At 66.7% G+C, this 24,904-nt stretch carries 23 protein-coding genes and 1 tRNA gene; 7 read left to right on the top strand and 17 right to left on the bottom strand.

The window, feature by feature from the left end:
* Positions 1-140 precede the first annotated feature (140 nt).
* Together ACX12D_RS21880 and ACX12D_RS21875 are read left to right on the top strand one after the other, a co-directional pair.
* Positions 141-1,298 carry a serine hydrolase domain-containing protein gene (locus ACX12D_RS21880; protein ID WP_459375600.1) on the top strand — a complete coding sequence of 386 codons (1,158 nt, stop codon included), beginning with the start codon at positions 141-143 and terminating at the stop codon, positions 1,296-1,298.
* The gene (locus tag ACX12D_RS21875; protein ID WP_459375599.1) at positions 1,295-2,518 is read left to right on the top strand and encodes an MFS transporter; all 1,224 of its coding nucleotides are present in this window, start codon (positions 1,295-1,297) and stop codon (positions 2,516-2,518) included. The genes ACX12D_RS21880 and ACX12D_RS21875 overlap by 4 nt, the downstream gene beginning before the upstream one ends.
* Before the next feature lie 141 nt (positions 2,519-2,659).
* On the opposite strand, the gene ACX12D_RS21870 is transcribed toward ACX12D_RS21875, so the two are convergent.
* On the bottom strand, positions 2,660-3,466 hold the full coding sequence (locus ACX12D_RS21870; RefSeq protein ID WP_441640992.1) for a 5'-3' exonuclease: 807 nt from the start codon (positions 3,464-3,466) through the stop codon (positions 2,660-2,662).
* A 157-nt stretch (positions 3,467-3,623) separates the two neighbouring features.
* Here ACX12D_RS21870 and ACX12D_RS21865 point away from each other — a divergent pair, with 157 nt between their 5' ends.
* Together ACX12D_RS21865 and ACX12D_RS21860 are read left to right on the top strand one after the other, a co-directional pair.
* The gene (locus ACX12D_RS21865; protein WP_150986120.1) at positions 3,624-3,863 is read left to right on the top strand and encodes a hypothetical protein; all 240 of its coding nucleotides are present in this window, start codon (positions 3,624-3,626) and stop codon (positions 3,861-3,863) included.
* Between the two features lie 269 nt (positions 3,864-4,132).
* A tRNA-Met gene (locus ACX12D_RS21860) sits at positions 4,133-4,208 on the top strand.
* Between the two features lie 132 nt (positions 4,209-4,340).
* On the opposite strand, the gene ACX12D_RS21855 is transcribed toward ACX12D_RS21860, so the two are convergent.
* The 8 genes from ACX12D_RS21855 to ACX12D_RS21820 all read right to left on the bottom strand — a co-directional run bounded on the left by ACX12D_RS21855 (position 4,341) and on the right by ACX12D_RS21820 (position 12,187).
* A complete protein-coding gene (locus ACX12D_RS21855) occupies positions 4,341-5,321 on the bottom strand; it encodes a tripartite tricarboxylate transporter substrate binding protein (protein WP_459375598.1) in 981 nt (326 codons plus the stop codon).
* 50 nt (positions 5,322-5,371) lie between these two features.
* Positions 5,372-6,433 carry a cyclase family protein gene (locus tag ACX12D_RS21850; RefSeq protein ID WP_459375597.1) on the bottom strand — a complete coding sequence of 354 codons (1,062 nt, stop codon included), beginning with the start codon at positions 6,431-6,433 and terminating at the stop codon, positions 5,372-5,374.
* Complete coding sequence (locus tag ACX12D_RS21845; RefSeq protein WP_459375596.1) at positions 6,430-7,368, bottom strand: SMP-30/gluconolactonase/LRE family protein; 939 nt, start codon at positions 7,366-7,368, stop codon at positions 6,430-6,432. The genes ACX12D_RS21850 and ACX12D_RS21845 overlap by 4 nt, the downstream gene beginning before the upstream one ends.
* 36 nt (positions 7,369-7,404) lie before the next feature.
* Complete coding sequence (locus ACX12D_RS21840) at positions 7,405-8,406, bottom strand: Bug family tripartite tricarboxylate transporter substrate binding protein (RefSeq protein ID WP_459375595.1); 1,002 nt, start codon at positions 8,404-8,406, stop codon at positions 7,405-7,407.
* A 1-nt stretch (position 8,407) separates the two neighbouring features.
* Complete coding sequence (locus ACX12D_RS21835) at positions 8,408-9,391, bottom strand: Bug family tripartite tricarboxylate transporter substrate binding protein (RefSeq protein ID WP_459375594.1); 984 nt, start codon at positions 9,389-9,391, stop codon at positions 8,408-8,410.
* A gap of 88 nt (positions 9,392-9,479) precedes the next feature.
* Complete coding sequence (locus tag ACX12D_RS21830; protein ID WP_459375593.1) at positions 9,480-10,415, bottom strand: NAD(P)-dependent oxidoreductase; 936 nt, start codon at positions 10,413-10,415, stop codon at positions 9,480-9,482.
* Positions 10,412-11,095, bottom strand: coding sequence for an RraA family protein (locus ACX12D_RS21825; RefSeq protein ID WP_441640999.1), 684 nt, complete (start codon positions 11,093-11,095; stop codon positions 10,412-10,414). The genes ACX12D_RS21830 and ACX12D_RS21825 overlap by 4 nt, the downstream gene beginning before the upstream one ends.
* Before the next feature lie 105 nt (positions 11,096-11,200).
* On the bottom strand, positions 11,201-12,187 hold the full coding sequence (locus ACX12D_RS21820) for a Bug family tripartite tricarboxylate transporter substrate binding protein (protein ID WP_459375592.1): 987 nt from the start codon (positions 12,185-12,187) through the stop codon (positions 11,201-11,203).
* A 106-nt stretch (positions 12,188-12,293) separates the two neighbouring features.
* On the opposite strand from ACX12D_RS21820, the gene ACX12D_RS21815 reads away from it, so the two are divergent.
* The 3 genes from ACX12D_RS21815 to ACX12D_RS21805 all read left to right on the top strand — a co-directional run bounded on the left by ACX12D_RS21815 (position 12,294) and on the right by ACX12D_RS21805 (position 15,670).
* A complete protein-coding gene (locus ACX12D_RS21815; protein WP_459375591.1) occupies positions 12,294-13,073 on the top strand; it encodes an IclR family transcriptional regulator in 780 nt (259 codons plus the stop codon).
* Positions 13,074-13,271: 198 nt separating this feature from the next.
* Entirely contained in the window at positions 13,272-13,898 is a 627-nt protein-coding gene (locus ACX12D_RS21810) for a LysE family translocator (RefSeq protein WP_441641002.1), read from the top strand.
* Between the two features lie 222 nt (positions 13,899-14,120).
* A protein-coding gene (locus ACX12D_RS21805) for an IS3 family transposase (RefSeq protein WP_459375590.1) occupies positions 14,121-15,670 on the top strand; the annotation gives its coding sequence in 2 pieces (ribosomal slippage) (positions 14,121-14,607 and positions 14,607-15,670; 1,551 coding nt in all).
* A gap of 187 nt (positions 15,671-15,857) precedes the next feature.
* On the opposite strand, the gene ACX12D_RS21800 is transcribed toward ACX12D_RS21805, so the two are convergent.
* The 8 genes from ACX12D_RS21800 to ACX12D_RS21765 form a co-directional block, all read right to left on the bottom strand.
* Positions 15,858-17,024, bottom strand: coding sequence for a xanthine dehydrogenase family Fe-S subunit (locus ACX12D_RS21800; protein WP_459375589.1), 1,167 nt, complete (start codon positions 17,022-17,024; stop codon positions 15,858-15,860).
* 8 nt (positions 17,025-17,032) lie between these two features.
* Positions 17,033-17,860, bottom strand: a complete 828-nt coding sequence (locus ACX12D_RS21795) for an FAD binding domain-containing protein (RefSeq protein WP_459375588.1) — start codon at positions 17,858-17,860, stop codon at positions 17,033-17,035.
* Between the two features lie 6 nt (positions 17,861-17,866).
* Positions 17,867-20,275 carry a xanthine dehydrogenase family protein molybdopterin-binding subunit gene (locus ACX12D_RS21790; protein ID WP_459375587.1) on the bottom strand — a complete coding sequence of 803 codons (2,409 nt, stop codon included), beginning with the start codon at positions 20,273-20,275 and terminating at the stop codon, positions 17,867-17,869.
* A 244-nt stretch (positions 20,276-20,519) separates the two neighbouring features.
* The gene (locus ACX12D_RS21785) at positions 20,520-21,149 is read right to left on the bottom strand and encodes an isochorismatase family protein (protein ID WP_459375586.1); all 630 of its coding nucleotides are present in this window, start codon (positions 21,147-21,149) and stop codon (positions 20,520-20,522) included.
* Positions 21,146-22,192, bottom strand: coding sequence for a M29 family metallopeptidase (locus ACX12D_RS21780; RefSeq protein ID WP_459375585.1), 1,047 nt, complete (start codon positions 22,190-22,192; stop codon positions 21,146-21,148). Before ACX12D_RS21780 ends, ACX12D_RS21785 begins: the two co-directional genes overlap by 4 nt.
* 39 nt (positions 22,193-22,231) lie before the next feature.
* The gene (locus ACX12D_RS21775; protein ID WP_459375584.1) at positions 22,232-23,077 is read right to left on the bottom strand and encodes an alpha/beta fold hydrolase; all 846 of its coding nucleotides are present in this window, start codon (positions 23,075-23,077) and stop codon (positions 22,232-22,234) included.
* A 1-nt stretch (position 23,078) separates the two neighbouring features.
* A complete protein-coding gene (locus ACX12D_RS21770; RefSeq protein WP_459375583.1) occupies positions 23,079-23,831 on the bottom strand; it encodes a maleate cis-trans isomerase family protein in 753 nt (250 codons plus the stop codon).
* 23 nt (positions 23,832-23,854) lie between these two features.
* Entirely contained in the window at positions 23,855-24,817 is a 963-nt protein-coding gene (locus ACX12D_RS21765) for an amidohydrolase family protein (RefSeq protein ID WP_459375582.1), read from the bottom strand.
* Positions 24,818-24,904 lie beyond the last annotated feature (87 nt).

Raw genomic sequence — 24,904 nt, 5'->3', positions numbered from 1 at the left:
CTCATGCCAGGCACCTCGATCCTCGATTACGGACAATCTTGTCCGGATAACCAGGAACTCTAGCCTACTTTTTCCCGAGTCAAATGTTTCTTATCGTTCGCCTGGTCCCCTCAACATTCTTGCGACGAAGGAAAACACGCATGTCCGCCCTCCTGCCCGCCCGCGTCGACGCGGTCATCGAACAAGCCATTGCCGACCACCGCCTGGTCGGTGCCGTAGTGCTGGTTTCCCGCCATGGCGAAGTGATCCACCACCGCGCCGCCGGCATGGCCGACCGCGAAGCCGCCCGCCCGATGCACGCCGACACGCTGTTCCGCCTGGCGTCGGTGTCCAAACCCATCGTGTCGGCCGTGGCGATGGCGCTGGTGGCGCAAGGCCGGCTGGGACTCGACGAGGCCGTGACCCGCTGGTTGCCGGATTTCACGCCACGGCTGGCCGACAGCCGCCCCGCCATCATCACCGTGCGGCAACTGATGACCCATACCGCCGGGCTGGGCTACCGCTTCTTCGAAGCCGACGAGCACGGGCCCTATGCCCGCGCAGGCGTGTCGGACGGCATGGACCAGCCGGGCATTACGCTCGCGGAAAACCTGCGCCGCATCGCCAGCGTGCCCTTGCTCTACAAGCCGGGCACCGCCTGGGGCTATTCGCTGGCCACGGACGTGCTTGGCGCCGTGATCGAACGCGTTTGCGACGCGCCGCTGGCCGACGCGGTGCACGCGCTGGTCACGGGTCCGCTGGGCATGGTCGACACCGGCTTTGCCGCGGCCGATGCCGGGCGCCTGGCCACCGCCTACATCAACGACACCCCGGTGCCGCGCCGCATGCGCGCGCGCGATGTGGTCCCCGTTGTTGACGGCACGGCCGGCATCCACTACGCGCCGGCGCGCGCATTGGACACCAGTGCCTTCCCCTCCGGCGGCGCCGGCATGGTTGGCAGCGCCGGCGATTTCCTTCGCTTGCTGGAAGCCCTGCGCCAGGGCGGCGAGCCATTGATGCCTGCTGCCTGGGTCGATGAAATGGGCCGCAACCAGACCGGCGCATGGGGCCCGCCCGATGCGCCGGGCACCGGCTTCGGCCTGGGCTTCTCGGTGCTGCACGATCCGGCTGCGGCCGGCTCCCCGGAGTCGGCCGGCACCTGGCGCTGGGGCGGCGCCTACGGGCACTCATGGTTCGTCGACCGCGCCCGGGGCCTGAGCGTGGCCGCGTTCACCAACACCCTGTATGAAGGCATGTCCGGCCGCTTCGTGATGGACCTGCGCGACGCCGTCTATGGGCAAGAGGCGGTGGCGCAATGAGCCATGTGGCCCCCATGAAGGGCATCGATGCCGGCCACTCCCTGTTCTTTATCGCGCTCGGCCTGTTTGGCCTTTACGCCATCGAGTTCGGCGTGGTCGGCATCCTGCCCGCCATCGTCGCGCGCTACGGGGTCACGGTGGCACGGGCAGGCTGGCTGGTCGGCCTGTTCGCGCTGGTGGTGGCCATGTGCGGGCCGTTCATGGTGCTGTGGCTGTCGCGCTATGCCCGGCGCAAGGTGCTGGCGGGCTCGCTGTTCGTGTTCGCCGCGTGCAGCGTGCTGTCGGCGTGGGCGCCGAGCTTTGCCGGGCTGATGGCGCTGCGCATCGTCCCTGCGCTGCTGCATCCGGTGTTCTTCTCGCTGGCGTTCGCGGCGGCCGTGTCGCTGTACCCGAAGGAGCGAGCCACGCATGCCACGGCGATGGCCTTCGTGGGCACCAGCATGGGCCTGGTGCTTGGCGTGCCGCTCACCGCGTGGATCGCGGCGCGCTGTTCCTATGAAGCCTCCTTCCTGTTCTGCGCCGCCGTCAACGCGGCGGCGGGAATCGGCCTGCTGGCCATGCTGCCGGATGCGGCGCAGCGGCCCGCCCCCGCGCAGGCCGCATCCGCCAGCCGGCCCTCGGCCATCCTGCGCAAGCCGGCGCTGTGGCTCAACCTGATCGCAACCGTGTTCGTCTTCGCCACGATGTTCTCGGTCTACAGCTATGCGGCCGAGTACCTCGCGCGCGAGGCCGGCATGGGCGGCGAGGCCATCAGCGCGCTGCTGGTGGTGTTCGGTATCGGCGGCGTGGCGGGCAACCTGATCGCCGGCCGGTTGCTGGGCAAGAACCTGGCGCGGACCGCGCTGCTGCACCCGGCGGTGCTGGGTGGTGCCTACCTTGTGCTGTACGCCTGCGGCAATGCCTCGTTTGTCCCGATGATCGCGGTCTGCCTGCTGTGGGGCGCCGCGCATACCAGCGGCCTGATCGTCAGCCAGATGTGGCTGGCATCCGCCGCGCCGGAAGCCCCGGAGTTCGCGACCAGCCTCTATATCTCGGCCGCCAACCTGGGCGTGGTGTCCGGCTCGGCGGTGGGCGGCTGGTGCATCACCGCGGCGGGCATGACGGGCGCGTTGTGGAGCGGCTGGCTGTTCGCCGCTTTGGCAACGCTGTGCATGGCGCTGAAGCTGCTGCTGTTCGACCGCAAGCCGGGTCGCGCCAGCATCATGGCGGCTAAAACCTAAAACCCAAAACGCGGGAAGCAGCAGCAGGTATGCCTTGATCACGTCGCCTTGGCCGGGTCGATGCGTAAAGGTGCCGACCATGGGCACCGCCAGGAACGCCAGGTGCCGCTACTGAGCCACTACCCAACCACGACTCAACCGCTACTCAGCCGATTCGCCCACCCGCAGCATGTTCCACGTCAGGCCAAGCTGGGCATCGGTCTTCAGCGAGAGCAACTGGCGGGAGAGCCGGGCCAGATGTGCCTGTTCCGCCAGGTTCTTGCCGACCACGCCTTTTTCCTCGGCGGCGTTGGCAAGCACGCCCTCCAGGTCGCCGTAGCGCTGCAGGAGCTTGGCCGCGGTCTTGGCCCCGACCTTCTCGACACCGGGGATATCGTCCGTGCTATCCCCCAGCAGCGCGAGATAGTCGGCAAGCTGGTGGCTGCCCACGCCGAACTTATCCATGACGTAGCGTTCATCGAACCAGGACGGTTCCCCGTTCTTCGCGGTGGCAAAGTGGTTGCGCACGATGGCACCGTCGGCAATCAGCTGCAGCACGTCCTTGTCCGTGCTCACCGGGATCACCTGCCCCTCCTTGCTCGCGGTCCAGCGATAAAAGGCCGTGGCGATGATGTCGTCGGCCTCGTAGCCGTCGATCATGACGGTCTGTAGCCCGAGCACTTCCGTCAGCGTCAGCCGGAAGTCAGGCAGGACCTCCGCCAGTTCCGGGTCCATGGGCTTGCGGTGCTGGCGGTACTGGGGATAGAGCGCGTGCCGCCAGGTCTTGCCGCCCGTATCGAACGCCGCCAGCGCGTGCGTGGGCTTGCAGTCGGTCAAGGCCCGGCGGAACGAGGCCAGCGCCGAAAGCACGGCACCCTCAACCTTGGTCGGGATGTCTTCGGCCGGGTTGGCTTCGTAGACCCGGCGCAGGATGTTCAGGCCGTCGATCAGCAGTAGTGTGTGCTTCATTGTTCTTGCGAATCTTGCGATGCGTGCAGTCAGACCCTCTATTCTGACGTGCGACGCCCGTCGCGCAACCTTTTCGGGCGGGGGAATCAGCAAGAATGCGGGGTTGCGCCGGCGGTCCACCTCGTCTAGTCTGAGCAGACTCAACCTACGCCCGGAAATGAACAACAATCACGACACTCGCCAGGCAGTAATCGACGCCCTGCAAAAGACGGGCACCCCGATGGATGCATATCAGGTCGCAAAGGCCACGGGCGTCAGCCCGATCCAGGCAGCGCGGACACTCACGAAGCTCGCCGCGAAAGGCGTCGTGCAGACCGATGCCCAGCTTGGCGCCGAGGCCGACTTGTCCGCGCAGTTCCGCCTGGCTCCGGCGCCGAAGGATGCCGCCGGAGGGTAAGAGCGGGGGTGGTTGCTGCCAGGCCAGCGCCAGGATTTGGTGCATGTGCACCGCCGATCTCACGGGCAATCGTGTCCGTTGATGCTGCGCGTGCGGCGAATACGTGGCTTGACGACGGGATAGGCCACCGCTCGGACGCCCGGCAAAGCGCGAATGCCGCGCTCATTCTTGCGGCAACTGCATTGATTCTGGCAATCCGCCGAGACCATTTCCGAAAATAATCCCAATCAGGACTATCCATGACGCGCCAACCCGCGTATATTTCGGCCCGCGGGGTGGAGCAGTTGGCAGCTCGTCGGGCTCATAACCCGAAGGTCGCAGGTTCAAGTCCTGCCCCCGCAACCAGATTCTGAAAAGCCCGTACGGTTCACGCCGCACGGGCTTTTTTGCGTTGGCACGGCGCGGGAGGCGCGGTGGCATGCCGAGGGGCAAATGGGTCCGGGGGTCTGTCGGGCCACGCCCTGCACTTTCCGGCGCCTATTCAGGCTTGATACTCCCGTCCTTGATGACCTGCGCCCATTGCGCTGTTTCGCTATCGACGAAACGCTTGAACTCTGCCGGGGTGGAGCCGGCCGGCTCAGCGCCGATGGCAAGCAAGCGTTGCCTCACCGCTGGCGACTGGAGGATCTGCCGCACCAGGCCGCTAAGCCGGTCCACGATCGCCGGCGGCGTGCCGGCGGGTGCGAAGAGCCCGTTCCATTCGTAGACCTGGTAGCCCGCCAGCCCGGACTCCGCCACGGTGGGCGTATCTGGCAGCGCGGGAGCGCGCTTGGTCCCCGTGGTGGCAAGCACCTTCAGCTTCTGGCCTTTGACGAGCGGGTACGAGGCCGCCATGTTGCTGAACATCAGGTCCACCTGGCCGCCCATCAGGTCGCTCAGCGCCGGCGCGCCGCCCTTGTAAGGCACGTGGAGCAGGTTCAGCCCGGACCGCTGGCTGAACAAGGCCGCCGCGAGATGCTGGGCGGTTCCCGGGCCGGCGGACGCATAGCTCAGCTTGCCGGGTTTTGCCTTGGCGGCGGCAATCAGGTCCTGGGGCTTGTTGAACGGCGAATTCGGCGGCACCACGAGAAGATTCGGCACCAGCACGACGAGCGAAACCGGGACGAAGTCCTTGTTGGTGTCGTACGGCAGCCGGGGCTGCAGGCTGGGGTTGACCGAGTGGGCGGTAGCGTCGAGCAGCAGCGTGTAGCCGTCGGCCGCCGCCTTCGCCACCGCGCCTGCGCCAATGACGCCGCTGGCACCCGGACGATTGTCGACCACCACCGTCTGCCCAAGCTTCTCGCCAAGCGGAGCGGCCAGGATCCGCGCCACGGTGTCCGCCGCACCGCCGGCCGGGTAAGGCACCACCAGGCGAATGGGATGGTCCGGATAGCCAGCGGCGTTGGCATTGGCGGTGACCGTAGTCCCGAGCAGGGGCAGGACCACTATCAGCCCCTTGGCGACAAACTTTTTGTGCATGTGTTCGACTCCGTCGATCTGCAATGCGTTGAATTCAGTAACGGGGCCGGCTAGACCGTGGCAATCGGCGTTGCCGGCGAGCCGACGGCGCCGGGCAGGCGCAGCGGCGGCGCGGTCAGCAGGAAGCGGCTGCGGCCGTGCGCGCGCAGCCAGCGCGCCAGCGCCGTCAGGTACCACAGCTCGCCGAGATGAATGCCGTTCTTGAACAGGCAATGCGCGTGCAGCGGCAGGCGCGGGCCGCGGATCGGCGACGGCGTCAGCGGCTTCGGCACCACCAGTTCCACCGCCGGGTTGTCCGCCAGCAGGCAAGCCAGCCTGGTGTCGACAATCCAGTTCAGCAGTTTGCTGTCGTAGCCATCGAGGCCGCTGCCACTGTCATGCAGGCGCTTGACGTCCGGGTTGCCGTTCATCGCCAGCAGCATGTCGGCAAATCCGGTGTGGATGCAGACCATGTCGCCGGCCTCCACCTGGATGCCGTCGGCATCGAGGATGCGCATCAGCTCGTCATACCCGACGGCATGGCGCTTGCGGCCAATATGGTGTTCGAGGTCCAGCATCACGCCACGGCCTTGCGCCCCATGCTCCGCCAGCACGGCGATGCTGAGCGCTTGCGCCACCGGATCCTGGTAGCGCGCCCAGGGCTCGGCGCTGCTGACTTCATGGCCAGGCCGGATGTGCTCTCCCGCCTTGAAGCCGTTGTAGAAGACCGCCTCCGGCACACCGTCGCCATCGGCATCGAAGTGGCTGCCAACGTGCGCCAGGCTGTCCCACTGCGTGGAGTACTGCAAGCTCATGAGCACCACATCGTCGTTGACCACATCGGTGATGCTCGGGTCCTCGGATGCATACGACCAGCAGAATCCCTGCTGCCCGGCGCTCTTGCCGTCCCGCAGGACCGAGAAGCGGCGCGGCGGCTGCCGGCGCGGATTCATCGCCGAGCCGCCCGGCAGGTCCAGCGGCAAGGACAGGCAGAACGTCTTCCCCTCCTTCACTTCGGCGATGCCTTGCAGCACCTTGGCCTCGTCCACCAGGTTCATCCGGCCGCGTTGGTCGTCGTCTCCGAACTCGCCCCAGTGGCTGCCCTCCGGGCTATGCTTCCAGCGTCGCGTCATGCCTTGTCTCCCGTCGCAATCTTGCTTGGGCCAATCGGCAGCCCCGCCACATCCATGTCGATGCGCAGGATGTCACCCGCCGTGGAGTCCGTCACGAACAGCGTCTTGCCGGCCGCGCCGCCAAAGGCGAGATTGGTCAGGGAATGCCCGGCGGGGCCACGCAGCACCTGCAGCGGCTCGGCGCGGTGGTTCAGCACCCAGACGTAGCCCAGCCCCGGGTTCGCCACCAGCAGCCGGCCGCTGGCATCCATGGCCAGCCCGTCGGGGCCGCTCGGGCCGTATGACGTAAAGAACTGGCCCGCCTTGGAGACGCCGCCATCGGCAAGGATCGGCATGCGCCATACGCAGTTGCCACGGGTCACCGCCACGAACAGGACTTTCTCGTCGGGGGACAGCACGATGCCGTTGGGGCTGGGCACATTGGACAGCAGCAGCTCCAGACGGCCAGCGGCGCTCAGGCGATAGACGCGGCCGGTAGGATCGTGCAGCCCGGTCTGCCCCTGGTCCGTGAAGTAGATGTTCCCTTGCGTATCGATGGTGAGGTCGTTGACGCCCTTGAAGCTCTCGGTATTGCGGCGGCCCAGGTATGGCGCCACCTGTCCGCTGCGCGTGTCGAGCAGCATCAACCCGTTGCGGTAGTCCGTCACCAGCAGTTCCGTCGGGCTGAGAAACTTCATGCCATTGGGCTCGCCGTCCCATTGCGCCACCAGTTCCCAGTCGCCCTTCGGATCAATACGAAAGACGCGGCCGTAGGGGATGTCGGTGACGTAGAGATTGCCGGCGCCGTCAAACACCGGCCCCTCCAGGAAGGCGTCGATCTCGCGCCCACCCTGATTGGCGTCGGCCCAGACTGTGCGCCTGGGCTGGCGGTATCGCATCGGCATGCGGGTGAAAGTATCCAGCTCACGGACTTCCGGGGGATTCAGCAAGAACATGGCAATGGCGCAGCGCGCGATGAGGTTGACTCGAAATCAATCGGCCTTGAGCCCAAGCTCCTGGGCGATCTGGCTATAGGTGGCGACTTCACGGCGGATCTGCCGGGCAAACTCTTCGCCGCATAGTGCCTGGGGCTCCAGCCCGAGCGCGCGCAGCTTCGCGGTGGTGCCGGGCGCGGCCAGGTAGGCCTGCACCTCGCGCTCGAGCATGCGCACGTGCGCGTCCGGCATGCTTGCCGGCGCGAGGACGCCGTACCACGCGTCGGCGGCATAGCCCTTCACGCCGGCCTGCTCGAAGGTGGGCACGTCCGGCAACTGCGCGGAGCGTGCCGGACTGGCGATCGCCAATGCGGTCAGCCTGCCCGCCTTGATCTGCGGCAAGACGGAGCCGAGCGACGCGAACGAAGCATCCACCTGCCCCGCCATCAGGTCATTGACCACCTGCGCCGCCCCTTTGTACGGGACGGCGGTCATGCGTATCCCTGCCTCGCGCGCGAACAGCTCGCTGGCGAAGTGCACCGAGCTGCCGACGCCAGGTGTGCCATAGGTGACCGACAACGGCTTTGCCTTGGCCTTCTGCAGGAACTCGCCCAACGTCCTGACCTGCAACGAAGGCCCGACCACCAGCACCGTGGGGGCAACGGCGACCACGCAGACCGGCTTGAACGACCTGATCGCGTCGAAGTTGACGCGGGTGCTGTAAAGCGCCGGGATCATGGTGTGGTTGGTGGCTGCCATCAGCAACGTGTGGCCGTCCGTGGCGCTGGCTACGGCTTGCGCCGCGATGATGGTATTGGCACCGGGCTTGTTGTCCACCACCATCGGCTGCCCCAGCCCTTTGCCCGCTTGCGCGGCGAAACCGCGCGCCACCACATCGGTCGGGCCGCCGGCGGAAAAGCCGACCACCAGCCGCAGCGGCCTGGCCGGCCACGCCTGCGCTTGCGCGCTCACCCCGGATGGCAATGCCAGGGCGCCCACGGCCAGCAGCAGGCTGCATGCCGGGATGCGGCGTCGAATGGAAATGTGCTGTAGCGTCATGTCATTGCTTTTCAAACGCAGTGTTGGCCGCTATCTTGCCCCAGAATGCCGTGCGCTCGGCAAGCTGCCTGGAGAACGCTGGCGCATCCCAGTAGCCCGGATTCGCGCCAATGCCTTCGGCGAAGGTCTTCATGTCCTGAGAGGCCATGGCAGCCGCCACTTCTTTTTGAAGGCGCTCCAGTACCTTCGGCGGCGTGCCCTTGGGTGCCCACAGGCCGGTGAAGTTGACGACACCATAGCCCTTGACACCCGCCTCGGCAAAGGTCGGCACATTGGGCAGCGCAGCAAGGCGCTTGTCGCCGCTCACCGCCAGCAGCCGCAGGCTGCCGCCTTTGACCTGCCCGATGACGCCGGGCGTGGAAGCAATCTGATAGTCCACCGTGCCGCCGAGCAGCGCCAGCGTGGCCTCGCCCGCCCCCTTGAACGGCACGTGCATGAAGTGCGCGCCAGTGGCCACGCCCAGGGCTTCGCTGGCAAAGTGCGGCGTGGTGCCGGCGCCGCCCGATCCGTAGCTCACCTTGCCGTCGCCGGCGCGGGCCGCGGCGATCAGGTCGTTCATGGTCTTGAACTTGCCGTCGGCCTTGACCGCCACGGCCATCGGCGCGAACACGAAGGCGGCCACCGGCTGCAAGTCGTTGGCATAGTCGAACGGCAACTTCTTGAAAATATGCGGCAGCAAGGAATACGTGGTGTCGTTGGCGAGCAGCGTGTAGCCGTCGGCCTGGGCGCGCGCCACTTGCGTGGTGCCGATGGTGCCGGTGGCGCCAGCCTTGTTTTCAACGACGAAGCTCTGGCCGGTTTGCTCGGTGAGGCGCTGGGCCATCTTGCGAGTGACTGCGTCGACGGCGCCGCCCGGGGGGTAAGGGACGACGATCCTGACGGGCTTTTCAGGCCAGGTCTGCGCGTGCGCCGACATGGCGATGAAGGCGATCGCTGCCAGCGCGCAGCGGCACGGAGCCGATGCGCGGGTTGATCTGGTGTTCATGGTTGTCTCCTGCTGTTTGTTTTCTGGGGCCAATCGCTGTTTCGTGCGTCTTGCCCAGCTGTCGTCGCAGCGCGCGACTTTGGCCCGCTTAGCCGGCTTCGTTCAGCGCGGCCAGCACGCCTAGCGTGTTCTGCGCCGCCGCCACGCCCATGTTCACGTAAGCAGCGCTGGTCACGCCACCAATATGCGGGCTGAGCAGAAAGCCAGGCTGGCCGTGGAAGATATGCGGCACCGTCATCGGCTCGACCGCGAAGCTGTCCAGCCCCGCCACGGCTACCTGCCCGGACCGCACCGCGGCCAGCAACGCAGGTTCGTCGATCAGCCCGCCGCGCGCGGTGTTGACCAGCATCACGCCCGGCTTGCAGCGCGCCAGCGTTTGGGCGTTGATCATCGCCCTGTTCTCGGGGGTCAGCGGGCAGTGCAGCGAGATCGCGTCGGACTCGCGCCAGATCGCGTCCAGGTCCACCGGCTCGATGTAGCCGGGCAGATCGGCAGCGAACGGATCGAAGCCGATCACGCGCATGTCCATCGCATCGCACATCCTGGCAAAGCGCCGTCCAATGGCGCCGAGGCCGATCAGGCCAATGGTGCGGCCCGCCAGCTCGACGCTTTTGTGCGTGGCCTTGTCCCAATGGCCGGCATGCATGCGTTGGTTGAGTTGCACCAAGGATTTGGCGCAGCCCAGCAGCAGGGCCAGGGCCTGTTCCGCCACCGCGGCCGCATTGGCGCCAACCGCGGCCGTGACCTCGATGCCACGCGCGGCGGCGGCGGGCTTGTCGATGGTGTCGGTGCCGCTGCCGTGCTTGGAGATGACCTTCAGGGCCGGCGCGGCGTCCATGATCTCCGGCGTCACGGCGCCGTAGCGCACGATGATGCCGACCGGGTTGTGGCGCTGCGCCAGCGCCACCAGATCGGCGGCCTGGGGCGTCTTGCCGGCGTAGACGATCTCAAAATCGCCGAGCAATGCCTCGGCTTGTGGCGCGAGGTCGGCCGCGGTGACGAGGATGGCTGGCTTGGCGCTCACAGCGTCTCTCCCTCTTTCAGCACGCCGGCGGTAACCAGCGAAGCGAGCAGCCACGGGGCGCTGGTCTTGCCTTCCTTGATCTGCGCGATGCGGCGGGCTTCGGCGGCTTCCTTGTGCTCGGCGAGCGGCAGCAGCGATGCGATCTTTTCACGCTCGACCACCACCAGGCCATCGGCGTCGCCGCAGATGAAGTCGCCAGGGTTGACCGTGACGCCGCCGACCGAGACCGGGTGGCCGATGCGCCCGCCCACTTCCTTGGTCGGGCCGTTGGGGTTGGTGCCCACCGAGAACACCGGGTAGTCCATTTCGTCGATTTCCAGGCTGTCGCGCACCGCGCCGTCGATCACCACGCCGGCGATGCCGCGCTGGCGGCATGCATTCATCATGATGGTGCCCATCAGCGCGCTGCTCTGGTCACCCTTGCCGTCGATCACCAGCACGTCGCCGGGCTGGGCCAGCGCCATCGCGGCATGGATCATCAGGTTGTCGCCGGGGCGCACCTCCACGGTGAAGGCCGTGCCGGCCAGCTTCATGTGCGGGCGCAACGCCCTGATGCGGCCGTGCAGCGCGCCCCGGCGGCCGGCCACGTCGGCCAGGATCGCGGGCTGGAATTTCGCGGCCTGGGCGACGATGTCGGCGGGTACGCGGTCGAAGGATTTGACGATGTTGGGCAGGCTCATGGCATGGCTCCGTGGATTCGGGGATGGCAACGGGTAAGGGGTAACGAGTAACCGGTAAGCGGTAACGGGTAAGCGGATAGAGAGGGCGGGCGACGGATGCGGGAATCAGTCGACCTGTGCGCCGGATGCCTTGACGGCGGCCGACCAGCGCACGGTGTCCTTCTTCATCAAGGCGCCGAACTGCTCGGGGGTGCCGCCCAATACGTCGGCGCCCTGGTCGTTCAGTTTCTTCTTCAGGTCGGGCACCTGCAGCGCCTTGTTGAACTCGGCGTTCAGGCGCGCCACGATGTCCTTGGGCGTGGCGGCGGGTGCCACGAAGCCGAACCACGTCACGGCCTCAAACCCGCCGTAGCCGGACTCGGCAATGGTGGGCACGCCCGGCAGGTCGCTCATGCGCTTGGCCGAGGTGACAGCCAGCGCGCGCATCTTGCCGTTGCGGATATGGCCGATCAGCGTCGGCACCGACGACAGGTACAACTGCACCTGCCCGCCGATCAGGTCGTTGACGGCCTGGGCGGCGCCCTTGTATGGCACGTGGGTGAGCTTGATGCCGGCCGTCTTCTGGAACAGCTCGCTGGTCAGGTGCGCCACGGTGCCGTTGCCCGGCGAGGCCACGTTGATGGTGCCCGGATGCGCCTTGCTGGCGGCCACCACATCGGCCAGCGTCTTGTAGGGCGAATCCACGTTGGTCACCAGCACCAGCGGCGCGCTGGCCACCAGGCCCACCGGCGTGAGGTCCTTCGCCACGTCGTAGGGCAGCTTGCGGTAGAGCGTGGGGTTGATGGCCAGGTTGCTGGTCTGGCCCAGCACGATGGTGTAGCCGTCGCCGCTGGCCTTGGCCGCGGCATCCACGCCGAGGTTGCCGCCGGAGCCCGGCTTGTTGTCCACCACGAAGCGCCAGCCCTGGGCCATCGCTACCTTGTTGGTGACCTCGCGGGCAATGATGTCCGTGCCGCCGCCGGCCGGGAACGGCACGATCACGCGGATGGGCTTGGCGGGATAGGCTTGAGCCTGAGCTTGAGCCTGCACCAGGGCCGGAAAGGCCAGGGCGCAAAGGATGGCGGTGGTCAGGCCGCGGCGCAGCAGCGTCATTGCTTGTCTCCAGATCTCGTTCGTTGTTGGATTTGTTGGAACGGATTCTGGATGGCCGTTGCACGGAGTACAATACGGTTTCACTGTACGCAACCCATTCCACACCATGGACTCCTCCAATTCCCCCATCGCCGGCGAGGCGGCTGACGACGCCGGCGGCGGCGGCGTCATCGCGGTACGGCGGGCGCTGCGCGTCCTGGAAGCCTTCGGTGTCAGCGACGCGCAACTCACATTGGCCGAGCTCAGCCGCCGCACCGGCTTTCACAAGACCACCGTGCTGCGCCTCGCGCGCACGCTGGCAAGCGACGACTACCTGGTCCAGAAGGAAGACGGCAGCTGGCGGCTCGGGCGCGCCGCCGGCTGGCTGGGCGCGTGCTACCAGGCCACCTTCAACGTGTACGAAGTGGTGGAGCCGGTGCTGCGGGAACTGACCATCAAGACCGGGGAAAGCGCGTCGTTCTACGTGCGCGAGGGCCAGCAGCGCATGTGCCTGGTGCGTGTGGAAGGGCCGCAAGCCATCCGGCACCATGTGCGCATCGGCTCAGCGCTGCCGCTGGACAGCGGCGCGCCGGGGCGCGTCATCCTGGCGTTCTCCGGGGAGCCGGGCGAGCCTTATGAATCGATCCGGCGGCGGGGCTATCACCTGTCGATGGGCGAGCGCGAGCCGGAAGTCTCCAGCGTGTCGGCGCCGGTGTTTGGCCTGCACTGGAAGCTGCTCGGGTCGGCGTGCATCTCCGGCCCGTCCTCGCGCCTGAGCGAGCAAAGGCTGCTCGCGCTGGCACAGACCGTCATGGACGCGGCCAACCAGCTCTCGTATGCGATGGCGGGAAGCCATCGGCCCGCGCCGGCGGCAGCCTCGGGCAGTCCGGCGACCTGGCACCCTTGACCGGGCCTGCCGGGGCCCGCCCGAGCCCGCCAGAGCCTGCCAGCACGTCTGGCTGGCACAAAACGCCGTCTGGCTGGCAATATGCGGATGGCGCGCCGGATGCTCCGGCCATGCCTCTTGCCCGATTTTTTCCTATTTCTTCCGATACCGGGCCTAACCCGACAACGCGATATCCGCTGAAGCAAAGGAGTGAAGCGCATGCCCCCGCTCGAGACACTATTGCCATTCTTTGGCATCGCCGTGGTGCTTGGACTGACGCCGGGCCCGGACAATGTCTTTGTGCTGCTGCAATCCGCCATGCGGGGGCCACGCGCGGGCATGGTCGTGGTGCTTGGCCTGTGCACCGGGCTGCTGGTGCATACAGCCGCGGTCGCCTTTGGCCTGGCCGCGCTGTTCGCCGCGTCCAAGCTCGCATTCATGGTGCTCAAGATCGCCGGCGCGCTGTACCTGGCCTATCTTGCCTGGCAGGCGTTCCGCGCCCCGGTGGGCGCGATGCGCCAGGGCAGCGGCGACAAGGCTGGCGTGGGGCATATGTACCGCCGGGGCGTGGTGATGAACCTGACCAACCCCAAGGTGGTGATCTTTTTCCTTGCGTTCCTGCCGCAGTTCGTCGCGCCGGACCGTGGCCATATCGGGCTGCAGATCATGGTGCTCGGCGTGGTGTTTATCATCGCCACCCTGCTGGTCTTTTCGGTCATCGCCTACTGCTCGGCCATGTTCGGCGCCCTGCTGCTGCGCTCGGCACGCGCGCAGCGCGCGCTGAACTGGTTTGCGGGGGTGGTGTTCCTGGGGCTGGCCGCGCGGCTGGCGTCGTCGAGGATGTAGGGCGGAGCTGGGAATTCAGAGTTTTGATGCTTCTAGCTGCTGATACAGAATAGCGTGAGTGGGGCAGTGTTTTAGCGCTTCTAGCTGCTGGCGCGGCTGTACGGTGTTGGCCGTTTTAGAACGTGTGAGATGTTACTTTTCTTTACTCGCCCTCCATGTCAGGATACTTGTCGCCTCCGTCTCCTTGGTGAAGCAAAATGGAGGGCGGTGTGCGAATAGGTGATGACACGATATGCAACCGAGCATCGGGAATGGGTGGTGGAGCAGATGATGCCACCGCTGAACCGGTCGGTCGTGGAGTTGGCCGAGGCCACGGGGATCACGACAGTGACCTTACGGACTTGGCGCAGGTTGGCAAGAGAAGCAGGAAGAATTGTGCCGGGTGACGGAAAGCAAAGTGATCAATGGTCCAGCGCGGACAAGTTTCGCGTGGTGTTGGAGACAGCGCCGCTAAGCGAAGCGGAGTTGTCGGAGTACTGCCGCGCAAAGGGCATCCAGCCGGAGCAGATTCAGCAATGGCGTGAGGCGTGCGAGCAGGCCAATGCGGCTAGCCCCGTCAAGCGAACGCTGGCGCAGCGGCGGGAAGACGAAGCGGCGCGCAGGCGAGTGCGTGAGCTGGAGCGCGAGCTCAAGCGTAAGAATGCGGCGCTGGCGGAGACGGCGGCACTGCTGGTCTTGCAAAAAAAAGCCGCAGCGATCTGGGGACGGGACGAGGAAGACTGATCAGCACCCCGGATCGCTTGGAAGCCATAGAGTTGATCGAAGACGCTGTAAGCGCGGGGGCCCGGCAGGAGAAGGCCTGCGAGGCGCTCGGTGTGACCGAGCGGACCTTGCAGCGCTGGCGGCATGCCCCCGCCGACGGGCGGCTTGAAGCGCGTCGCGAGGCACCGGCCAACAAGTTCAGCGAAGCAGAACGGCGGGCGGTGCTGAGGGCGGCGAACCATCCGGGTTACGCGAGCCTGACGCCGCACCAGATCGTGCCAAAGCTGGCGGATGAGGGAATCTACGTGGGATCGGTATCGACGATCTACCGGGTGCTGCATGAAGCGGGACAAAGCCGGCGGCGTGGCCGCAGCAAGGCCCCGTGCGCGCGCCCACCGACAACGCACCGGGCCACGGGTCCGAACCAGGTGTGGTGTTGGGACATTACCTGGTTGCCGACCACGGTCAAGGGCAAGTTCTTCTACTGGTACATGATGAAGGACATCTACAGCCGCAAGCTGGTAGCCAACGAGGTGCACGAGAGCCAGACGGCTGAGCACGCCAGCCGCTTGCTGATGCACGGTTGCTTGCGGGAGCAAACAGCAGGTCGTCCGCTGGTACTGCATTCGGACAACGGCAAGGCCATGAAAGGGGCCACCATGCTGGCAGCAATGTATGACCTAGGCGTGATGCCGTCCTATAGCCGGCCTAGGGTAAGCAACGACAACGCCTATGCCGAAGCGTTGTTCCGTACAGCGAAGTACTGCCCGATGTGGCCGGAGCGCCCGTTCGAGAGCCTGGAGCAAGCGCGTGACTGGGTGCTGCGCTTCGTGCGTTGGTACAACAACGAGCACCGACACAGCAGTCTGAAATACGTGACGCCAAACCAGCGGCATCAGGGTACAGCCACCGCACTGTTGGCGCAGAGAACTGTGCTGTATGAAGCCGCGCGCGCCCGGAATCCGCAGCGCTGGACTGCGGGCATCCGCAACTGGGAACTCCCAGATGCTGTGTACCTGAATCCAGAGCGAGCGCAGCAGAACGGAGAGAATTACAAGCAAGCAGCGTAACGGCTGAGGCGACAACTACCTTGACACACGCCGCTCGTAAAGAAAAGTGACATCTCACACGTTCTAAAACGGCCAACACCGTACAGCCGCGCCAGCAGCTAGAAGCGCTAAAACACTGCCCCACTCACGCTATTCTGTATCAGCAGCTAGAAGCATCAAAACTCCACCCACAAGAGACATTCCCGCGTCAGCGGGCCACGCCAAACACCCGCTTCACCCTCTCCCACATCACACCCACCATCATCGCTACCGGGTTCATCTGCGTGACCTGGCTGCGCTCGCTCTCCGACAGCGACGGGTCCATCTTGCGGGCGACGTTCTTGCCGAAATCCGCCATCATGCGCCGGACAAAATCGCGCACCAGCCCGGAGCGGGAGAACTGCGCCAGCGGTCCTTGCAGGGAATACTGCAGGTCGATCAGCACTTCGGTCTCGCCCGCCGATATCGGCTGCAGCACATAGGTGATATCGCCAGCGGCCTTGGAGTTGCTCAGTGAATCCTGCCCCGCGCCCTTGAGCACGCCGCGCCGGTTCGCGTCGTCCCGCTCGAGCCGCGCCGCGCCGTTGAAGCGCGCCGCCATCGGGCCGAACTTGATCGCCACATGCCCCTTGACGCGATCGCCGTCCTGCTCGGTGAGCGCCGCGCCCGGCAGGCAGCTTGCCACCGCCGGCAGGTCCGCCATGAAGCGCCACACGTCGTCGGCCGGAAACGGCACCTTGAAGCCGCCGTCGATGCGCGACCAGCCCTTCTTGTCGGCGCTGCGCTCGGCTTCTTCCTTGGCGGCAGGCTCGGCGTGGGCCTGGACAGTGCTGTCGGCTGCAGGCGTGAAGCAGACGAACTCGCGTTTCATCGCCGCGGCTACGGCTTGCACCGCGCTGCCCGCGGCGCGCGGCTTGCGCTGCGCCAGCACCGAGCTGATCGCGGCCACGATCCCCATATAGCCCGTGCAGCGGCAGAGGTTGCCCGATAGCTCATGACGGATGGTTGCCTCATCGGCATCCGGCAGCCGCAGCACGATGTCGCGGGCGGTGGCCAGCATGCCGGGCGTGCAGTAGCCGCATTGGAGCGCGTGGTGCTGGTTGAACGCGGCGCGCAGCTCGCGCATCACGGGGTCGTCGTCATAGCCTTCGATGGTCACCACCTTGCTGCCGGCGCAGGCGCTGGCAAAGGTGATGCACGAGCGCACGGGCTTGTCGTCGACCAGCACGGTGCAGGCGCCGCAAACCCCGTGCTCGCAGCCCAGGTGGGTGCCGGTCAGGCCCTGTCCGTCGCGCAGGAAGTCGCCCAGGTGGGTGCGGTGCGCGCAGGCGCCGGAAGCGGCGCGGCCATTGATCGTCAGTGCGATGGTTTCCACTGCGGCCCTCAGCTAAAAAGTTGTTCAATGCAGCGCGTGACGGCAACGCAGCAGAGCTTGCGGTCGATCGCATCCTTGGCCGGCGTGGCCTGCGTCACGGCGGCCAGCACGGCCTGCGGCGTGAGCACGGCGGGACCGTGCGTGGCAATGTCGCTGGCGAGGCCGCGCAGCAGCGCCGGCGCGCCGTCGAGCGCGCCCAGCGCGATGCGGGCAAAGCGCGTGGACGGATCGAAGTACGCGGCGCAGCTGGCCTCGGCGAACTCGCCAGTCTTGCGGCACAGCTTGTGGTAGCCCCAGCGCGCGGCCTCGGGCTGGCGGGGCACATGGACAGCGCAGATCAGCTCGCCTTCGGCAAGTGCCGTGGTGTACGCACCCAGCATGAACTCCGTCATGGGCACGATGCGCGTGCCGGCCTTGGATGCAAGCTCGATCTGCGCGCCGACGGCGGTCAGCACCACCACCCAGTCCGCCGCGGGATCGGCGTGCGCCAGGCTGCCGCCGATGGTGCCGCGATTGCGGATGGCGCGGTAGGCGATGCCGCGCGCCACGGATTGCAGCATGCCGCCGCGCAGCGCCGGGAATTCGCCATCCTCGATCTGCGCATGGGTGACCGCCGCGCCGATGCGCACGCGATCCTGCTGCACGGCGACCGTGCGCAACTCGGCGAGCTTCGACAGATCGTAGATGGCATCGGGCCGCGTCAGGCGCAGGTTAAGCATCGGGCCCATGGACTGTCCGCCGCCCATGACCTTGGCGTTGTCGGTGCGGTCCGCCAGCGCGGCGCAGGTGGCGGCCAGCGTGGGGGCCGCGTGATAGGTGAATGCAGCTGCTTTCATGATGGTTCAGGCCGCCTCTCTGGTTGGCGTGGCTTGCGGATTCCGGGCTTGCTCGGCGCGGGCCAGCGCTTCGAGCACCTTGCGCGGCGTGAGGGGCGTCTCCAGCAACTCCACGCCGAACTGGCCCAGCGAGTCGTTGACCGCGTTGAAGATGGCCGCGGGGGGCGCGATGGCGCCGCCCTCGCCCATGCCCTTGGCGCCGAATTCCGTATGCGGCGACGGCGTCTCGAAATGGTGGATGCGGATCGAGGGGATCTCGGTCGGGCCGGGCAGCATGTAGTCGGCCAGCGTGGAGGCCAGCGGCTGGCCGTTGCCGTCGTAGCGCATCTCCTCGAACATGGCCGTGCCGATGCCTTGCGCCACGCCGCCATAAGTCTGCCCTTCCACCACCATGGGGTTGACCATGGTGCCGCAGTCTTCCACCACCACGTAGTCGAGGATCTCGACGTGGCCGGAATCCGTGTCGACCTCCACCAGCGCGGCGTGGGTGGAGTACGTGAAGCTGCCGGTATCCACGTTGGGCTTGTAGCCCATGGTGGTTTCCAGCCCGGTGGGATCCACATTGGCGGGCAGCCGCTGCGGATTGATGTACCAGGCGTTGGCGATTTCGCTGATCGGCACGGCGGCGTCGCCCGCCGTCACCGAACCACCTGCCAGCGTCGCCTCGTCCTCGGGACGCTGCAACATATGCGCGCCGATCTTCAGCAAGCGCGGCACCAGCGCCTTGCAGGCGCGCGATACCGCACCGCCCGACATCACCAGCGAGCGCGAAGCATAGGTGCCGGTGGAGAATGGCGTCACGCCGGTGTCCCCGTGCACGACCTTCACGCGCGACACATCGATGCCGAGGATCTCGTGCGCGATCTGGGCAAAGGTGGTTTCCATGCCCTGGCCATGCGAGTGCACACCAACGCGGACTTCCAGCCCGCCGTCCGGCGTGATGCGCACGGTGGCGGAATCGAAGCCAGGAATCACCGGCGTGCCCCAGGCGGCGAACACCGAGGTGCCGTGCGCCGATTGCTCGGTGTAGGTGCCAAAGCCCACGCCGAGATAGCGCGAGCCGGCCGAAGAATCGCTCAGCCTTTGACGCTGGCGCTCGCGGATGCGCGCCAGCCCGATCATCTCCGCGGCCTTGCGCACGCTGGCCGGGTAGTCGCCGCCGTCGAAGTGCTTGTTGGTGACGTTGACGTAGGGCATGGATTCCGGCTGGACCAGGTTCTCGCAGCGGACTTCCCACGGCTCGCGCTTGACCTCGCGCGCCAGCGCGTCCATCAGCAGTTCCATGGCAAAGCACACGCCAGTGCGCGCCACGCCGCGGTACGGGACAAAGCCGGGCTTGTTGGTGGCCACGCATTCCGTGATGCAGCGGTAGCCATCGAAGGCGTACGGCCCCGGCAGGTTGCCGATGGCCTGGCCGGGTTCCAGGCCGATGGTGAAGGGCCACACCGAATAGGCGCCACCGTCGATGGCGATCCTGGCGTCCAGCGCCAGCAGGCGCCCGCGCGCGTCGGCGTAGGCCGTGACCTCGTAGTGGTGCTCGCGCGAGTTGGCGCCCGCGGTCAGGTGTTCGCGCCGGTCCTCGATAAAGCGGAACGGCTTGCGGTACGTCATGGCGAGCCAGGCAATGCACAGCTCCTCTTGCTGCAGCACGCACTTGTAGCCAAAGGCGCCGCCCACGTCGGGCGAGATCACGCGGACTTTCTCCTGCTCCAGGCCCAGGCAATGGCTGAGCACCGTGCGGATCATGTGCGGCACCTGGGTGGCGCTGTAGACGATCAGCTGGTCGAACTGGTGATCCCAGTAAGCCAGCACGGCCTTGCCTTCCATCGGCACCATGCACTGGCGCGCCAGGTCGATCTTGCGGCTGACCACCACGGAGGCCGCCTTGCTGAGCGTGTCGAAATTCTTGTCGGCGGTGAGTGTGAGGAAGTGGTTGTCCTTCCAGTGCTCGTGCACGCGCGTGGTGTCGCCGGCCTGCCGCGCGCCATCGACATCGGTGAGCGCCGGCAGTTCATCCAGCTCCGCGACGATGCGCTCGGCAATGTCCTCGGCTTGCGCGCGGGTCGGCGCGAAGGCCATGGCGATGGGCTCGCCGACAAAGCGGACCTTGCCGGAAGCCAAGGGCGGCTGCGCCGACGGCTGGTACGACGGGAAAGCCGAGTCGGCCACGATGTCGAGCGCGCCATGCATGTCGTCACGCCCGATCACCGCATGCTCCAGCCCCTGCGGCTTGTGCAGCGCCAGCAGCCGCGCGTGCGCCATGGGGCTGCGCAGGAACGCAACCTCCTGCAGGCCGGGCATGGCGATGTCGGCGACGAAGCGGCCCTTGCCATGCAGGTGGCGCGCGTCCTCCTTGCGGGCCACGCGCGCGCCTACGCCCTGCCCGCCTTCCTTCTCGATGTGGTCTTTGTCCATACATTCCTCCAGCCCGGGCTTGCCGCCGTCCGTGACTGCTTTGTGGGGTTCGTGGCGCTCGTGGCGTTCGTGAACAGCGATCGTCCTGGCAACCGGCCGATCGATAAGCCATATCCGTGCGCCAGTGCGCATGCGCGCCACATATATTCAGTGCACTGAGCGTATCGCCACATTGGCGAAGCAAACGATAGCCGTCAATTGGGGCTTTAGCCGATGCAGTGCGCGGGGCGCCGCTCAGAGCCGCTCAGAGCCGTGCCAGTGCCGCCAGCGCCTGCTCGCGCGGCATCACGGCGGCGTATTTCTGCTCCATGTCGAACAGGTTGGCCTCGTGCGGCTGGATTGCGCGGTCGCCCACGCAGTCCGACACCACCAGCGGGCGGAAACCGTGCGACATGGCGTCGACCACGCTGGCGCGCACGCAGCCGCTGGTGACCGCGCCGGCCACCACCAGCGTGCGCACGCCGCGCTGCGTCAGCCACGCCGCCAGCGACGTGCCGAAAAAGGCGGACGGCACGGTCTTGCGCACCACCAGTTCGCCATCGCGCGGGGCCAGTTGCGCAACGATCGCGCTGGCCTGCCCATGCTCCTTCAACGTCAGCAGGCCGGGCACCTTCAGCGTGAAGATGTTCTGGTCGCCGTCGTCGTCGGCAAACACAATGCGGCTGTGCGCCACCGCCCAGCCCTGTTCCCGCGCGCGGTCCAGCAGCGGCACCGTGTTGGCGATGGCCTCGGCGATATTGCCGCCGCCGAACATCGCCGGATCGGCGAAGCCGTTGACGAAGTCGACGATCAGCAGGCCTACGGGGCCCTGCAGCGGCAGTTGGGTGCCGAAGCCCTGGCGCTCGTAGGTGGGGAGTTCGCCATGTCTCGTCATTTGCTGTTCCATCCGTCCAGTACCTTGCCTTGCCGGACCACGTCCTCGCCGTCCAGGCTCACGGTGCAGTTGCGCAACGGGATATCGATATGGCAGGCGGTGGTGCGGCTGCCGCCTGCCTCGTTGTTGGGGCCAAGCGAGAACAGGAAATTGCCCTCGTAAGCCCGCGCGTCCATGCCGATCGAGGCCTCCCTGTCATACAGGCCCAGCGTGGACCACCGCGCGCGCGGCTGCAGGCCCCAGCCGATGTGCGAGATGGCATAGGCCTCGCGGTCGTTGAACGACGCCATGTAGTCGTTCAGCAGCTCGGCATCCAGGCCGCCTTCGATGCGCGTGGCAAAGCCGCCTTCCACGGTCAACTCGACCCGATCCGCCACGTAGCCCTTCTGCGGCAGCAGGATGTCGCCGCGGTCCAGCACGATGCGCCCGCTCGCGCCGCCCTCGTTCGGCCAGGTCAGCACGAAGCCGCTGGGCCAGTGATCCCAGCGCCCCGGCTCGTCGACGAAGCCGTACTCGCTGATGGCGGGAAACTCGCCGAGCGGGCAGCGCAGGTCGGTGCCCGCGTCAGATGTCACCGTCATCACTTTCGCGCGCGACAACCGCGCGTTGGCGGCGCTCACGCGCTCGCGATCGGCTTCGGTGGGCACCATGCGCACCAGCACTTCGGGCGGCTCCACCGCCAGCAGGATCTTGGTGCCGGTCTTGAGGATATCGTGCTGCTCGGGCGAGAACAGCAGCGTCATCAGGTCCAGCACCAGGTCGCTCTCCTTGAGCGCGGCAATGGCCGCGCGGTTGCCGGTGAGCGCCGTTGTGCCCAGGTAGGCCAGCGGATCGCGGCTCAAGGCTTTGTCCGCGTTGACGGGCGGCAGGTCCAGGCGATTGACGATGGCGCCCATCGCCTGCGTGGCAACCAGCGCGCAAGACAGCGTCTGCGGATGCGTGGCGGCGCTGGTGAGAATGGTGACGGTCTGCCCGGGCGCGAGCCGGGACAGCGTGAGGACCTGTTTCCAGGCCTGGATCAGGGCGTGGTCGCTGACTGGCATGCTCTCTCCTGATGATTGGTGGATCGGTAGATCGGTAGTTCAGGCCGCGGCCATATGCCGGGGGACGATTTCGGCGCCGAGGAAGTCGCCCAGCGCGCTGTAGAAGCCCGCCTCGTCATCCCACGGAATCATGTGGCCGGCGCCCGGTACATGGCTGACCTGGAGCTGCGGCAACAGCCCGCGGATCTCTTCGATATCCTCCGCGCGGACCACATCGCCGCGGCCGGCCACCATCAACAAGGCGGGAATGCCAATGCCCGGCAGGTCGGCATGCACATCGTCGGTATGGAAACCCTGGAAGCTGGCCAGCACGGCGCGCTCGTCGCAGGTGTGCAGCCATTCGGCGCGCAACGCCAGTTGCTCGTCGGTCCAGGTGGGACAGAAGCGCCGCATGGTCTCGATGTCCACGCCGTGGCGCGCCACCGCCATGGAGTCCACATACCAGGCGAGCTGCGCGGGATAGTCGCGCCGGCCAGGCCCGGACACCGGCGGATCCACCATCACCAGCCGCGCCAGCCCGCAGGGCTGGCTGCGCGCGGCACGGATGCCGATGCGCGCGCCCATCGAATGGCCCACCACGCTGTAGCTGGGCAGGTTCATCGCCTGCGCGAACGCCAGCACGTCGGCGGCCTGGGCGTCCAGGCTGTAGTCCAGCGTGTCCGACGCAGACGACAGGCCGCGTCCGCGCACATCCAGCACATAGGTATCGAACTGCTCGCCCAGGCGAGCGCCAACGAAGCCCCAGGTGATGGCCGGGCTGGTGATGCCAGGCACCACGATCACCGGATCGCGCGTCCCGCGCGCGCCGCTGTGGCCGCCATAGCGCAGATAGTGCTGGCGGATGCCATTGGCGTGGACGTTGCCACCGCAAACAAAGGTAGTCATCTTAGTAAGCGCCCGAGAGCAAGGCGCCGGCGCCCGGCACCACAGGTTCCAGGCCGAGCTGCTTGAGGATGGCGTAGGTGGTGGCGATGGCGGCGGTGATGACCGGCTTGCCGGTCATGGCTTCCACCTTGGCCACCGCCGGCAGCGACGGCATCTGCACGCAGGCAGACAGCACGATGGCGTCCACATCCTTGGTGTTCATCTGCGCGACGATGCCGGGCAGCCTGGCGGGGTCATGGCGGCCGACTTCGAGGTTGTCGGGGATTTCCAGCGCGCGCCAGTCCACCACTTCGTAGCCTTCGTTGCGGATGTAGTCCACCACCAGCTCGGTCAGCGGCTTCATGTACGGCGCGACCACGGCGATGCGCTTGGCGCCGATCACCTTGAGCGCATCGATCAGCGCGCCGGCGCTGGTGACCACGGGCGCGTCGGCGCCGTTGGCGGCGGTATGGGCCTGCAGGCGCTTCTCCGAAACGCGATGGTAGCCGTGGCCCATGGCCATGATGGCCACCAGGCAGGCGTAGCCCAGCACGTCGACGCGGGCGTCGCTCAGCTCCAGCGCGCAGCGGTCGGACTCGCCGTCCATGGCCGCCAGTTCTTCCTTGACCACCTTCTTCATGCGCATGCGGCTGGAGTGGAAGGTGAACCGCTCAGGCCGCACCTGCTGGCGCAACGTCAGCATCGCGGGGATTTCGGTTTCCATCGTGGTGTTGGAACTCGGCACGATCTGGCCGATCCGGAAAGTCTTTTGCACGGGGCGCTCCGTTGTTTCGGGGTTCAAAGCTTGAGAATGCGTTCGGCATTGCCATGGCAGACAAGGCGGCGGGTGGCCTCGTCCATCGGTGCCTGCTCGATAAAATCCGCCGCGATCGCCGTGGACTCGTAGGGATAGTCGACCGAGAACAGCACGGCCTCGGCGCCCATCTCGGCAATGGCGCCGTTCAGCGCAGCCGGCGAGCACACGCCCGACGTGGTGATCACGATATTGCTGCCGATGTATTCCGACGGCTTCTTCGCCAGCTTGATGCCATGCGAGTACACCGCAAAGCGGCTGTCGAAGCGCCAGCGCTGGAACGGCAGCCCCTCGCCCATATGGCCAAGGATGAGCTTGAGCCGGGGGAAGCGGTCGAACACGCCGCCGAACACCAGGCGCAGCGCGTGGCTGGCCGTCTCCACGCCCCAGCCCCACGCCGCGCCGCTGATTTCCGGATGGCCCGAATACACATGCGGCGCGACAAACGCATCGGTCGGATGCAGGTACATCGGCACGTCCAGCGCTTGCATGCGTTCCCAGAATGCGTCATAGCAAGGATCGTCGTAATACACACCCTGCGTGTGGCCGTTGACCAGCGAGCCCTTGAAGCCAAGCTGCGTCACGGCGCGCTCCAGCTCATCCGCTGCCGTGACGGGGTCATGCATCGGCAGCGCGGCAAAGCCGGCGAAGCGCGTGGGGTGGCGCGCCACCTGCGCCGCCAGGAAGTCATTGTTCTCGCGGGCGCGGCCGATGGCGGCAGCGCGATCCGTCTCGCCCTGCACACCCGGGCCGGTCTGCGACAGGATGGTGAAATCGATGCCGGCGCGGTCCATCTCGCCGATGCGGATGTCGTCGAAATCAGCCAGGCGCCTGGCGAGATCGGCCATGACCGCAGCGTCGATGTGCTGGAGGTATCCCTTCGAATAGGCCTGGAAACCGGGGGCCATGAAGTGCTCTTCCAGGGCAATCTTCCGAATTCTCGTCATGCTATGGCGACTCCTGTTTGGGTGGGGGCTTGCTAATTGATCAGTATGCTGAGCATTTTTAATATAGCAACGAGGTTAGGGAATGTC

It is taken from the genome of Cupriavidus sp. PET2-C1 (genome assembly GCF_054515855.1).
This window is presented reverse-complemented; position numbering and strand designations above follow the sequence as displayed.